This is a genomic window from Halomonas sp. PBN3 (assembly GCF_000475415.1).
Classification (GTDB): domain Bacteria; phylum Pseudomonadota; class Gammaproteobacteria; order Pseudomonadales; family Halomonadaceae; genus Halomonas; species Halomonas shengliensis.
The window spans coordinates 1-11,746 of record NZ_AXCA01000213.1 but is presented as its reverse complement, the minus strand read 5'-3'; the positions used below and the strand labels follow the sequence as shown (position 1 = coordinate 11,746).

13 protein-coding genes, 1 pseudogene and 1 other annotated feature are annotated in these 11,746 nt (G+C 63.4%); of the genes and pseudogenes, 9 read left to right on the top strand and 5 right to left on the bottom strand.

The window, feature by feature from the left end:
• Both Q673_RS36290 and Q673_RS34335 read right to left on the bottom strand, forming a co-directional pair.
• A partial coding sequence (locus Q673_RS36290) for a MerR family DNA-binding transcriptional regulator (protein ID WP_023007341.1) occupies positions 1-190 on the bottom strand: 190 nt, incomplete at its 3' end.
• 82 nt (positions 191-272) lie between these two features.
• Positions 273-905, bottom strand: coding sequence for a peroxiredoxin (locus Q673_RS34335; RefSeq protein WP_023007340.1), 633 nt, complete (start codon positions 903-905; stop codon positions 273-275).
• A 250-nt stretch (positions 906-1,155) separates the two neighbouring features.
• On the opposite strand from Q673_RS34335, the gene Q673_RS34330 reads away from it, so the two are divergent.
• From Q673_RS34330 to Q673_RS34315, 4 genes are all read left to right on the top strand, one after another.
• On the top strand, positions 1,156-1,878 hold the full coding sequence (locus Q673_RS34330) for a cytochrome c biogenesis CcdA family protein (protein WP_023007339.1): 723 nt from the start codon (positions 1,156-1,158) through the stop codon (positions 1,876-1,878).
• Positions 1,879-1,978: 100 nt separating this feature from the next.
• Positions 1,979-4,378 (top strand): heavy metal translocating P-type ATPase, encoded by a 2,400-nt coding sequence (locus Q673_RS34325; RefSeq protein WP_023007338.1) that lies wholly within the window; start codon positions 1,979-1,981, stop codon positions 4,376-4,378.
• A 38-nt stretch (positions 4,379-4,416) separates the two neighbouring features.
• Positions 4,417-6,069, top strand: a complete 1,653-nt coding sequence (locus Q673_RS34320) for a multicopper oxidase family protein (RefSeq protein ID WP_023007337.1) — start codon at positions 4,417-4,419, stop codon at positions 6,067-6,069.
• 67 nt (positions 6,070-6,136) lie between these two features.
• A complete protein-coding gene (locus Q673_RS34315) occupies positions 6,137-6,757 on the top strand; it encodes a class I SAM-dependent methyltransferase (protein WP_023007336.1) in 621 nt (206 codons plus the stop codon).
• Here Q673_RS34315 and merR read toward each other — a convergent pair.
• Positions 6,726-7,145, bottom strand: coding sequence for an Hg(II)-responsive transcriptional regulator (gene merR / locus Q673_RS36285; RefSeq protein ID WP_432206838.1), 420 nt, complete (start codon positions 7,143-7,145; stop codon positions 6,726-6,728). The two genes, Q673_RS34315 and merR, sit on opposite strands and share 32 nt — an antisense overlap.
• Positions 7,146-7,233: 88 nt before the next feature.
• On the opposite strand from merR, the gene merT reads away from it, so the two are divergent.
• The 5 genes and pseudogenes from merT to Q673_RS36870 all read left to right on the top strand — a co-directional run.
• A complete protein-coding gene (merT, locus tag Q673_RS34305; RefSeq protein ID WP_442778058.1) occupies positions 7,234-7,602 on the top strand; it encodes a mercuric ion transporter MerT in 369 nt (122 codons plus the stop codon).
• A 13-nt stretch (positions 7,603-7,615) separates the two neighbouring features.
• Positions 7,616-7,894 carry a mercury resistance system periplasmic binding protein MerP gene (gene merP / locus Q673_RS34300; protein ID WP_023007333.1) on the top strand — a complete coding sequence of 93 codons (279 nt, stop codon included), beginning with the start codon at positions 7,616-7,618 and terminating at the stop codon, positions 7,892-7,894.
• A 2-nt stretch (positions 7,895-7,896) separates the two neighbouring features.
• On the top strand, positions 7,897-8,148 hold the full coding sequence (gene merF, locus Q673_RS34295) for a mercury resistance system transport protein MerF (protein WP_031218777.1): 252 nt from the start codon (positions 7,897-7,899) through the stop codon (positions 8,146-8,148).
• Positions 8,141-9,790 carry a mercury(II) reductase gene (gene merA, locus Q673_RS34290; protein WP_081712102.1) on the top strand — a complete coding sequence of 550 codons (1,650 nt, stop codon included), beginning with the start codon at positions 8,141-8,143 and terminating at the stop codon, positions 9,788-9,790. Before merF ends, merA begins: the two co-directional genes overlap by 8 nt.
• Positions 9,791-9,907: 117 nt before the next feature.
• Positions 9,908-10,280 (top strand): annotated as a pseudogene (locus Q673_RS36870) (transposase); the annotation flags it as partial.
• Positions 10,134-10,250, top strand: a sequence feature (AL1L pseudoknot). (Overlaps the previous pseudogene by 117 nt.)
• A 247-nt stretch (positions 10,281-10,527) precedes the next feature.
• On the opposite strand, the gene Q673_RS34285 reads toward Q673_RS36870, so the two are convergent.
• On the bottom strand, positions 10,528-11,217 hold the full coding sequence (locus Q673_RS34285) for a hypothetical protein (RefSeq protein WP_023007330.1): 690 nt from the start codon (positions 11,215-11,217) through the stop codon (positions 10,528-10,530).
• A gap of 16 nt (positions 11,218-11,233) precedes the next feature.
• Positions 11,234-11,746, bottom strand: a 513-nt coding sequence (locus tag Q673_RS34280) for a HupE/UreJ family protein (protein WP_023007329.1), incomplete at its 5' end; no start/stop codon positions are given.

Sequence of the window (11,746 nt, the reverse complement as noted above, 5' to 3'; positions counted from 1 at the left end):
TTCCGGTGCAATATCCGGGCTTGGCATGGACGATGAATTGCAGCCTGGCCACGGCATCCAGGGGATAACGCCGATAATTGGCGTCCGTCCGCTGGGGGGCGGGCATGAGTTTCTCTTTCTCGTAGAAACGAATCGCCTGGCTGGCGACCCCGCTGCGTTCGGCAAGCTCGCCGATACTGAGTGTTTGCATGGCTTCACCTCACGACACTGTGAATCGGAGCTTCCGACAGGCCGTCTGGGACAGGCGGCCTGATTCGCGAGCCGTGGCTCCGTTAGTCCGGTTGACGCACGACTCGCAGGTAGGACGTCTTGGCGTTCCAACCCTCGGGGAAACGTTCTTTAGCGTCGTCATCCGAGAGCGACGGCAAGATGATGACATCGTCACCGTTTTGCCAGTCGACGGGTGTGGCCACCTTGTGCTTGTCGGTTAGCTGGAGCGAGTCGATGACCCGCAGGATCTCGTCGACGTTACGCCCGGTGCTGGGCGGGTAGGTCAAGGTCAGGCGGATTTTCTTGTCGGAATCGATAATGAAGACGGTACGCACCGTCACCTTGGGGTCGGCTTTCGGATGGATCATTCCATACAACTGAGCCACCACCTGGTCCGCGTCCGCCAGCAGGGGGTAGTTCAGGGCCGCGCCCTGGGTCTGCTCGATATCCTCCGCCCAGTCGTGGTGAGAAGCGAGGGGGTCGACCGACACCCCCACCAGCTTGACACCACGCGCGGCGAACTCGTCCTTGCGCCTGGCAAATGCGCCCAGTTCCGTGGTGCAGACTGGCGTATAATCGGCGGGGTGCGAGAACAGCACGGCCCAGTCCTTGCCCAGCCACTGATGAAAGCCAAGCGTGCCTTCGGTGGATTCGACCGTGAAATCGGGAGCTATCTCCCCTAGCTGTAGGGTCATCTCGCTATCCTTATCTATGGCAAGTGTCGGATGATGCACTACGCACGATAACCTTGAAGTCAACTTTAAGGTCAAGGGCTTTCGAAGGAAGGTGGGTTATCTCTTTAGATTATATCGATAGTCATTTATTCGTGATTGACCTTGAGGTAGACACAACCTTTAGAATCATCCGCCGAACCAAATGCGAAGCAGGCGGCTGGCCCCAGGCTGCTTCGCGCCCAGCACCTTGCCCCCCAGGAAGCGTAACGCCTTGGAATCTCTCTCTTCTATCGGTCTGATCGGTGCCTTCGCCGGCGGGTTGGTCTCCTTCTTCTCGCCCTGCACCTTGCCGCTGTTGCCGGCCTACCTGTCGGTGGTCACGGGCGGGAGTGCCGGCAAGGCCGACAGGCGGCTGGAGGCATTGATCCTCAGCGTCTTCTTCATCTTCGGCTTCAGCATCGTGTTCATCCTGCTGGGGCTCGGCGCGAGCGGTATCGGCCAACTGATGCGGGGGTATCGCCAGGAATTCAACTGGGTCGCCGGCACGGTGGTAATCGTGCTGGGCCTGTTCATGACCGGGGTGTTCCGGTTGTCACTGTTCCAGCGCACTCTGCAGTTCACACCGAACGTCCAGGGAGGCTCCCCGCTGTCGGCGACGGTGTTTGGGGTCTCCTTCGCCATCGGCTGGACCCCCTGCATCGGCCCTGTCCTGGGCGCCATCCTGATGGCCACCTCCAGTGCCGCCAGTGCCCAGGCCGGTATGCTCTATCTCAGCGCCTACTCGGCGGGCCTGGCGCTACCCTTTCTCGCCAGTACCCTGCTGATCAATCGATTCACCCTGCATCGGCAACGTCTGGGTAGGTGGAGCGCCTATGCTCGCCCAGTCGCCGGCACGATCGTCATCCTGATGGGCATCGCCATTGTCTCGGGCACCATGACGCGGCTTTCCAGCATCATGGTCGACTGGTTTCCCTCGCTGGCGACACTGGGGTAGTCGGGTCGACGGCGGTGGCAAGGTGTAACCTGTTTATATCAGCGAGGAGAAAGGCGACCGACCACGCAACAGGAACCTTTTGTACAATGGAGGGTTCGTCATGGCAAAAGACCCCGTTTGTGGCATGAGCGTCGATCCCGCCTCGGCGGAGAGCGTCGAGCATCGCGGTGAGCGTTACCATTTCTGTAGCAAGCAGTGCGCCGAGCACTTTCGCGAGGATCCGGACGCCGTGCTTGCCGCCACCTCGGCGGCTGCGTCGAAGCCCAGTGGCAAGGCCAACTATTTCTGCCCCATGTGTTCTGGCGTGGAGAGCGACGAGCCGGGGGAGTGTCCCAAGTGCGGCATGGCGCTGGAACCCGTCAAGCCGCAACCGTCGTCGAGGGTCCAGTATACCTGCCCCATGCATCCGGAGGTGCGGCAGGATGAGCCCGGCGACTGCCCCAAGTGTGGCATGGCACTCGAGCCCACCCGCGTTTCCGGAGAGGAACGCAGCGCCGAGTTCCTCGACATGTTCCGACGTTTCTGGGTGGGCGGCCTGCTGACGCTGCCGGTACTGTTCGTCGCCATGGGCAGTATGCTACCCGGCATCGGCCCTTGGTTGGATGAGGTGCTGCCCGCCGGCGGCGGGCACTGGATCGAACTGATCTTTGCCACGCCCGTGGTGCTATGGGCCGGATGGCCATTCTTCCTGCGTGGCTGGAGGTCTCTCGTCTCCCGCAACCTCAACATGTTCACGCTGATCGCCCTCGGTGTGGGGGCGGCCTATGGCTACAGTGTCGTCGCCACGCTCGCCCCTGGGATATTCCCGGCCACTTTCCGTGACGCCGATGGCTCGGTCGGCGTGTATTTCGAGGCGGCGGCGGTGATCGTCGTGCTGATCCTGCTCGGTCAAGTGATCGAGGCCCGCGCCCGCGAGAAGACCGGCAGTGCGCTGCGCGCGATCCTCGATCTCGCGCCGCCGACCGCACGACGCATCGATGCCGAGGGCAATGACGAGGAGGTCTCGCTCGACGAGCTGTGTACCGGTGACCGTCTACGGGTACGCCCCGGTGACAAGGTGCCGGTCGATGGCGAGGTGCTCGAGGGCCACAGCACGCTGGACGAGTCGATGGTGACCGGCGAGTCCCTTCCCGTCGAGAAGCGCGAGGGCGACACGGTCATCGGCGGCACCGTGAGTGGTCAGGGCAGCTTCGTCATGCGCGCCGACAAGGTCGGCGAGGACACGGTGCTTTCGCAGATCGCGGAGATGGTGGCCGAAGCGCAGCGTTCGCAGCCGCCCGTGCAGCGGCTTGCCGACGTGGTCGCCGGCTATTTCGTCCCCGCAGTGGTTACCGTGGCGATCCTGGCATTTATTGCCTGGGGGATCTGGGGGCCACCGCCGGCGATGGCCTACGCGGTGATCGCCGCGGTATCGGTGCTGATCATCGCGTGTCCCTGTGCGCTCGGCTTGGCGACGCCGATGTCGATCCAGGTTGGGGTCGGTCGCGGGGCCCGGGCGGGCGTGTTGATCAAGAATGCCGAGGCACTGGAACGTTTCGAGAAAGTCGACACCCTGGTCGTCGACAAGACCGGCACCCTCACCGAGGGTAAACCCCGGGTCGTATCCCTCGAGCCCGTTTCCGGCAGCGATGAAACGCAGTTGCTGCAACTTGCCGGCAGCCTCGAGCGAGGCAGCGAACATCCGTTGGCCGAGGCCATTGTCAGTGCTGCGCAAGAGCATCATGTCGAGCTGAGCGATGCCAGCGATTTCGAGGCGGTGACCGGCATGGGGGTCACCGGTCGGGTCGAAGGACGCGAGCTTGCGCTTGGCAATGCCCGGCTGCTCGAAACACGTGGTGTGGAGGCGCGGGAATGGACGCAGCGTGCCGAGACGCTGCAAGCCGAAGGGCAAACCGTGATGTTCCTGGTGGCCGATGATCAGGTCATGGGACTCATCGGTGTCGCGGACCCGATCAAGGAAACCACCGCACAGGCGATCCGGACGCTCAAAGAGGATGGCCTGCGCCTGGTTATGCTCACCGGCGACAACCGTACCACCGCCGAAGCCGTGGCGCGCCAACTTGGTATCGACGAAATTGAAGCGGACGTACTGCCGGAAGATAAGGGGCGTATCGTGCGCGAGCATCGCGAGGCCGGGCGCGTGGTCGCCATGGCCGGCGACGGCGTCAATGACGCCCCCGCCCTGGCCGAGGCTGACGTCGGTATCGCCATGGGCACGGGGACCGATGTCGCCATCCAGAGCGCGGGGGTGACCCTGGTGAGAGGGGATCTCTCCGGCATTGTTCGCTCCCGCCATCTCAGTCGCCGGGTGATGCGCAATATCCGCCAGAACCTGTTTTTCGCCTTCGTCTACAACAGCCTGGGGGTGCCTCTGGCCGCCGGGGTGCTGTTTCCGTTCACCGGCTGGCTGCTCAGTCCCATCTACGCCGCCGCCGCGATGAGCCTGAGCTCGGTCTCGGTCATCGCCAACGCACTGAGGCTACGCGCCGCCAAGCTATGAGCCGGGGCCGCCGACAACCATAGAAGAGGGGGAGCATCATGGCTTATGTCGACCTGCAGCGACGTAGCGTATTGCGCCGCATCGGCGGTGTGGCGGCGTTGTCGACCCTGGTGGGGGCCGGGGTATGGCTCGGGGGATATCGCCCCGCTCTGCGGGCGGCGTCCGCGTCGACGGCCATGGAGGGGCCCTTCGACGTCGACCTGCGTGTGCGAGCCCACCCGGACAAGGTGGCTATCCTGCCCGGTGCGCCCAGCGACGTCTGGCGCTACACGGCCGAGCGAATCGTCGGGCCTGAAGATACCCTGACGCCCGTGGGTGAGAGTTATACGGGGCCATTGATTCGCCTGCGTCGTGGTCAGCGCTTGCGGGTACGCATCGACAACGATCTCCCCGAAGACACCACCGTGCACTGGCATGGGCTGCACGTGCCGCCAGAAATGGACGGTCAGCCGCGCCTGCCGATCGCTCCGGCGACGAGCACGACGCTCGCCTTCGATGTCGTGGATCGCGCCGGTCTGTACTGGTACCACCCCCATCCTCACGGCCCCAACGGTGGCCGGGTCGGCTTTCAGAGTTACGCCGGCCTTGCCGGTCCACTGATCATCAACGACGACGCCGAGCGTGCCTTGGAGCTCCCCGACGGAGAGCGGGAACTGGTCCTCATCCTGCAGGATCGCACCTTTAGCAATGGCAATGAGCTTCAGTACATCGACGATGGTGGCATGGGGGCGATGATGACCCGCATGCAGGGCTTTCGCGGGGAGCGGGTACTGGTGAACGGCCACCCGGACGCGCGACGCGAGGTGTCCACGCAGCCATATCGATTGCGCCTGCTCAACGGCTCCAACTCGCGCATCTACAAGCTGGCCTGGAGCGATGGCCGGGCGGTGACCGTCATCGGCACCGACGGTGGCCTGCTCGCCAAGCCCGAGCGGCGCCGCTCGGTCACACTGGCGCCGGCCCAACGGATCGATCTGTGGGTCGATTTTGGCGACACCGAGCCGGGAGAGTCCGTACAGCTGGTGAGCGAGGAGTACCAACTCGGCATGATGGGCGAGCGAATGGGCGACATGATGGACCGGGGCATGATGGGCGATCGAATGGGCGGCATGATGGATCGAGGGATGATGGGTGATCGAATGGGCGAGATGATGGATCGAGGCATGATGCGCGACATGATGGGAAGCGAGCGGCTCTCGCTAGTTACCTTCGCCGTCGTCGCACGGGCGAACGATGCGGAAACCCTGCCGGAACGCTTGGCTCAAGACCTGCCGGCCTCCCCGGTTCAGGCCGATACGCCAGTACGCCGCTTCGAGCTGGGCATGCGCATGATGCAGGGGTTCACGATCAACGGCCGGCAGATGGAGGGCGCGACGGTGGCAGATGACGAGATCGTCCGGCTGGCGCAGACGGAGATCTGGGAGTTCGTCAACAACACCATGATGCCGCACCCCATGCACGTTCATGGACTGCAATTCCTGGTTCAGGAGCGGATATCGGCGGGCGGCAAGACGGACCTGCACGATGGGATCATCGACGCGGGATTGCATGACACGGTGCTGGTGTTCCCAGAGGAACGGGTGCGCATCGCTCTGACCTTCAAGGACTTCGAGGGGTTCTACATGTACCACTGCCACAACATGGAGCATGAGGATGCCGGTATGATGCGCTACTTCAAGGTGGTGGCATAACGAACCGGTCTGGTTTCGATCACACCGTATTTCGATCACCTGGCAACCACACGGGATGACGATACAGATGTCCTTCTACGAGAATCGTGTTCTGCCGCATTTCCTCCACCTGGCGTGTGGCAACACGGTGGTCGATCGTCAGCGGGCGGCCGTGGTGCCGCAAGCCCGGGGCCGTGTTCTGGAGGTGGGTATGGGGTCCGGGCTCAATATTCCCCACTACGATCCGGACCGGGTCGAGCTGGTCTGGGGGCTCGAGCCTTCCGAAGGCATGCGACGCAAGGCCCGCCACAACGTCATCGGCGCACCGTTCGAGGTGCGCTGGCTGGACCTGCCGGGCGAGGAGGTTCCTCTCGACGACAACAGTGTCGATACCGTGGTGCTCACCTACACCCTTTGCACGATTCCGGACTGGCACCGGGCGCTGGAGCAGATGCGTCGCGTGCTCAAGCCGGGTGGCCAACTGCTGTTCTGCGAACACGGCACGGCACCTGATGAGGCCGTGCGCCAGTGGCAGGATCGCGTCAACCCCCTGTGGCGCAAGGTGGCGGGGGGCTGCCATCTCAACCGTGCCATCCCCGAGCTCATCGAGCACGCTGGCTTCCGTATCCAGCGAATGGAGACGGGCTATCTACCGAAAGTTCCGCGGTTCGCTGGCTTCAATTTCTGGGGAGCCGCTGTTCCCCTGTGATCGAGCCCTCATGTAAGGACGCAATCAGCGGGCAGGTGATACTTCCCTCCTGTTCATGACACGCCTGTACAAGTTCGTCCAGTGTCCGCTCGATACGCTGGAGGCTGGCGACCTTCTCACGGACATCCCGCAGTTTATGCTCGGCGAGGGTGCTGGCCTCCTGGCAATGAGTGCCATCCTCCAATCGCAACAGCTCGGCAATCTCGTCCAGGCTGAAGCCCAGCCGCTGCCCGGTTTTGACGAAGGTCAGCCGCGCGACGTCGGCTGTGCCATAGCGGCGAATACTGCCGGCAGGACGTTCGGGCTCTGAGAGTAGCCCACGGCGCTGATAATACCGGATGGTCTCGACATTGACGCCAACCGCCTTGGCCAGGCCACCAATGGTCATAGTGCCCGCTACTCTATCCCCCTGTCTCTTCATGACGCTTGACTCCGTATCTGACTACGGATGTAACCTTATCCCAGTAAACAAGGTCATGAAAGGTGCAAGCGCAATGTCTACATCGAAAACGGGGAAAGGGCCTCTGGCTGCCGGTGGGCTTGCTGCCCTCCTTGCCTCGGTCTGCTGCCTCGGCCCGCTGGTGCTGATCATGCTGGGGATTTCCGGCGCCTGGATCGGCAACCTGACGGCCCTGGAACCCTACCGCCCACTCTTCGTCGGTATGGCGCTGGTGGCACTGTTCTTCGCCTGGCGCCGGATCTTCCGGCCAGTGGAAAAGTGCCAGCCAGGTGAGCTTTGTGCCGTGCCACGCGTCAGGACGGGCTACAAGGTCATGTTCTGGATTGTGTCGCTACTGGTACTGACTGCGCTGGTCTTTCCCTACACCTTGCCCTGGTTCTATTGAGAGGAGGTTCTCCATGAAAGCTCGTTTCGCCCTCATCGCGATACTCGCCCTGCTCAGCTCTCCCGCCATGGCGGCCCTGCAGACCGTGACGCTCTCAGTACCGGGCATGACCTGCGCCGCCTGTCCGATCACCGTCAAGGCTGCACTCAACAAGGTGGACGGCGTCTCGCAAATCGACGTGAGCTATCCGGATCGTGAGGCCGTGGTCACCTTCGATGATGCCAAGACCACGGTTGAGGCCCTGCTCCAGGCCACGGCCAATGTAGGTTATCCCTCGACGGTGAAGGAATAAGTGTGAAAGGTCCGAGGAAATTTTCAAACGTCGTGCTTGGCAGCATGCTGATGGGATTGTGTTGCGCCGTGCCAATAGTCCTGATTCTGTCCGGCACGGCGGGCCTGGCCGCGCTGACAGGCTATCTCGACTACGTGCTCTTCGCTGCCCTGGCCCTGGCCATCGTCATCGGCTTGCCTCTCTACGCGCGACACCACAAGCGGAAGCAGGATGCCGGCTTTACTCATAAAGACTCGGAGAAACGTGATGATTGAACTCAACGTGAGTGGCATGACCTGTGACCGCTGTGCGGATCATGTCAGGGAAGCCTTGGAGAAGCTGCCCGGCGTACAGTCGGTGGAGGTCTCCTATCCTCAGGGGACGGCATCGGTAGCCGTTGATCCGGGCACACCGGCCTCGGCGTTGACGTTCGCCGTGACCCGACTTGGCTATCAGGCCCGACTGGCCAACAGTGAAACACCCTCCCCGACAGGCGCATCGGTTTCCAAGGGCCGTGATGAAGACGCCCCGCACATCGCGGTGATCGGCAGTGGCGGCGCTGCCATGGCGGCGGCCCTGAAGGCCGCCGAACGCGGCGCCCGGATCACCCTGATCGAACGCGGCACTCTCGGCGGTACCTGTGTCAATACCGGCTGTGTGCCCTCGAAGATCATGATCCGCGCGGCGCATATTGCGCATCTGCGAAAGGAGAGCCCCTTCGATGCCGGCTTGAGCGCCCAGGCACCGGTGGTGGACCGGGCACAGCTGCTCAGGCAACAGCTGGGGCGTGTCGAGGAACTGCGTGATGCCAAGTACGCGGGGATTCTGCGCGACCACCCGGCCATCACGGTCCTGCATGGCGAGGCCCGGTTCGTCGATGCCCGCAGCCTGACGGTCGAGCTGAATGAGGGCGGCGCGCAGACCGTCCGCTTCGATCGCGCCTTCATCGGCACCGGCGCTCGTCCGACAGAACCGCCGGTGCCGGGGCTGGCCGAGACCCCCTATCTCACGTCCACCAGTGCGCTGGAACTGGACACCCTTCCCGAGCGGCTGATCGTGATCGGGGCCTCGGTGGTGGCCCTGGAACTGGCCCAGGCTTTCGCCCGTCTGGGCAGCCGGGTCACTGTGCTGGCCCGCAGCCGAGTGCTGTCCCAGGAAGACCCGGCGGTGGGTGAGGCCGTGGAAGCGGCGTTTCGCCGTGAGGGCATCGAGGTCCTCAAGCAGACACAGGCCAGCGAAGTGAGCCACGACGGCCAGCTGTTCACCCTGCAGACCCACGCCGGGACCCTGCAGGCGGAGCAATTGCTGGTGGCCAGTGGCCGCACACCCAACACCGAGGCCCTGAACCTGGCGAGCATCGGCGTGGAGACCGCGCGTGGCGCGATTCTGGTGGATGAGCATCTGCAGACCACCGTACCGGGCCTGTATGCCGCCGGTGACTGCACCGATCAGCCGGAGTATGTCTACGTCGCCGCCGCCGGGGGTAGCCGCGCCGCGATCAACATGACCGGCGGCGAGGCCACCCTGGACCTCAGTGCCATGCCGGCGGTGATCTTCACCGACCCCCAGGTGGCCACCGTCGGCCTGACGGAAGCCGAAGCACTGGAGCAGGGCTTCAGCGTAGAGTCCCGCGTGCTCGAGCTGGCGAACGTGCCACGTGCGCTGGTCAATTTCGACACCGGTGGGTTCATCAAGCTGGTGGCCGAACGCGACACGGGGCGGTTGCTGGGGGTACAGGCGGTGGCCGGCGAAGCCGGCGAGCTGATCCAGACGGCGGTTCTGGCGCTGCGCGCGCGCATGACGGTGCAGGCCATCGGCGACGAACTGTTCCCCTACCTCACCATGGTGGAAGGCATCAAGCTCTGTGCCCAGACTTTTACCAAAGACGTGACGCAGTTGTCATGCTGTGCCGGGTGAACGGGCTGAGATTGAGCGAACCGTACCGGGATTCCCGGAGACTCCAAACCTTGAGAGAATGGAACCATAAGCACATGAAAGCGATACTCCCCTGAAGTCCGTGAGCGCGCGGTCCGCATGGTCTTCGATCACGAGGCCGACTACCCCTGCCAGTGGGTGGCCATCGGTATTATCGCCCCCAAGATCGGCTGGACACCGGAAACGCTGCGTAGCTGGCCCGGCAGACCGAGTGTGATTCGGGTCGCCGTGAAGGCACCACGACGTCAGAGCGTGAGCGAATCGAGGCGCTGGAGCGTGAGAACCGAGAGTTGGGGCAAGCCAACGGGATACTTCGCGAGGCGTCTGCCTATTTTGCCTAGGTGGAGTTCGATCGCCGCGGCAAGAGATGCTCGACTTCATCGTTGGTCACCGGGCGTCGTACATGGTCGAGCCGATCTACCGGATGCTGCTGTTTACCCCATTGAGGTACTACGAGCATAAAGGCCGTGAGACGAGACTCAACCTGACCGTGCACCGCCCCGCGTCCAGCGGGACTGTTGGCTGCGATAAACTACACGGCTGCCTCCTCACTCGATAGCCTCTTGGTAATTCGGGGTATCCGGAATATCTGGTTGATATTTGGCTATCACAGAAAGGTTCTTGCTCTAGTCCTCAACGGATTTCTTGGTTGGTAGGGATGGTGAAGGGCCTCGTGGGTATAGAGCCCCTGGCCCTCCGTGAGGGCCAGTGGATGGCGGTCAAAGCATACGCTTCAGTTCGCCGTAGTCGCCGTCGAGGCGCAGCACGACGGTCACGTCGTTATCGTTGCGGTTGCGGAAGAACCAGCCGTGGTTACCGGTGAAGGCCGCTTCCAGGTCGCCCTCATCCTCTGGCACGCCCCGTCCCTTCTCGTAGCTAATGGCGTTGCCACCACCGTCGCCATGGGTGTCGAAGTTGATCGGGCCGCCCTCGGATTCCCAGGCGAAGCGGGCCACGGCGCCTTCCTCCATGGTCAGCTTGTATTCCGTCCCTTCTCCCGGTGTCAGGGTGAACTGCACCTCATCGCGCCAGGTAGCGGCCGGCTCGGGCGCCGGGGCCTCCTCCTCGGAGGCGTCAGGCGCGGTGTCGGTCGGCTCGGCGCTGGTTTCGGCGACGACCTCCTGGGCCTCGGAGCGCTCCGGCGTGGTCGCGGCCGGCGCCTTTGGCTGGGACGCAGCCGCGGTATTCGCCCGGTCGAGTTCGGCCTCCTCGGCCAGCTGTTGCTTGATCTCCCCCATGTCGGTCAGCCCCAGGAGGCGTCCTGCGCCGGTGGGATCGATGGCGTACTCCGCCGGCAGGACCACGGTGACTAACAGCACGGTGGCGGCCACGGCGGCCAGCAGGGTCGAGCGGATCAGTTTCCCGGTAGAGGGCAGTTCGGCGCGGTTAGGCATATCGGTGTTGTACATCTCGGACTCCTTGAAATCAGGCGGTGAACAGGCCGGTGAGCTGATAGCCGATCAGCACGAAGCCGGCGCACATCATGGCGACATTGGCGGTGTAGGCATGGCGCAGGAAGCCGGCGGTGCGCCGCCAGAACCCCATCACGATGAGGATGGCCCCCAGGGCCAGCAGCTGGCCGATCTCCACGCCGATGTTGAACGCCAGCAGGTTGGGGACCAGGCCGTTCGGGGAGATCTCGTACTCGATGATCTTGGTCGAGAGGCCGAAGCCGTGGAAGAAGCCGAAGACCAGCGTCGCCGCCTTGGTGTTGGGCTGGAAGCCGAACCAGCGCTGGTAGGCGCCGAGATTGTCCAGCGCCTTGTAGACGACCGACAGCCCGATGATGGCATCGATCAGGTAGCTGTTGATGCCGATGTTGAAGTACACCCCGACCAGCATCGTTGTGGAATGCCCCAGGGCGAAGAGGCTGACGTAGATGGCGATGTGCTGCATCCGGTAGAGGAAGAAGATCACCCCTAGCAGCCTGTCGGACTT

Excerpts from the sequence above, each read along its gene's own strand:
- Q673_RS34335 (WP_023007340.1), bottom strand. The coding sequence starts at position 905 with ATGACCCTACAGCTAGGGGAGATAGCTCCCGATTTCACGGTCGAATCC.
- Q673_RS34325 (WP_023007338.1), top strand. The coding sequence starts at position 1,979 with ATGGCAAAAGACCCCGTTTGTGGCATGAGCGTCGATCCCGCCTCGGCG.
- Q673_RS34320 (WP_023007337.1), top strand. The coding sequence starts at position 4,417 with ATGGCTTATGTCGACCTGCAGCGACGTAGCGTATTGCGCCGCATCGGC.
- Q673_RS34315 (WP_023007336.1), top strand. The coding sequence starts at position 6,137 with ATGTCCTTCTACGAGAATCGTGTTCTGCCGCATTTCCTCCACCTGGCG.
- merR (WP_432206838.1), bottom strand. The coding sequence starts at position 7,145 with ATGACCATTGGTGGCCTGGCCAAGGCGGTTGGCGTCAATGTCGAGACC.
- merT (WP_442778058.1), top strand. The coding sequence starts at position 7,234 with ATGAAAGGTGCAAGCGCAATGTCTACATCGAAAACGGGGAAAGGGCCT.
- merP (WP_023007333.1), top strand. The coding sequence starts at position 7,616 with ATGAAAGCTCGTTTCGCCCTCATCGCGATACTCGCCCTGCTCAGCTCT.
- merA (WP_081712102.1), top strand. The coding sequence starts at position 8,141 with ATGATTGAACTCAACGTGAGTGGCATGACCTGTGACCGCTGTGCGGAT.
- Q673_RS34285 (WP_023007330.1), bottom strand. The coding sequence starts at position 11,217 with ATGTACAACACCGATATGCCTAACCGCGCCGAACTGCCCTCTACCGGG.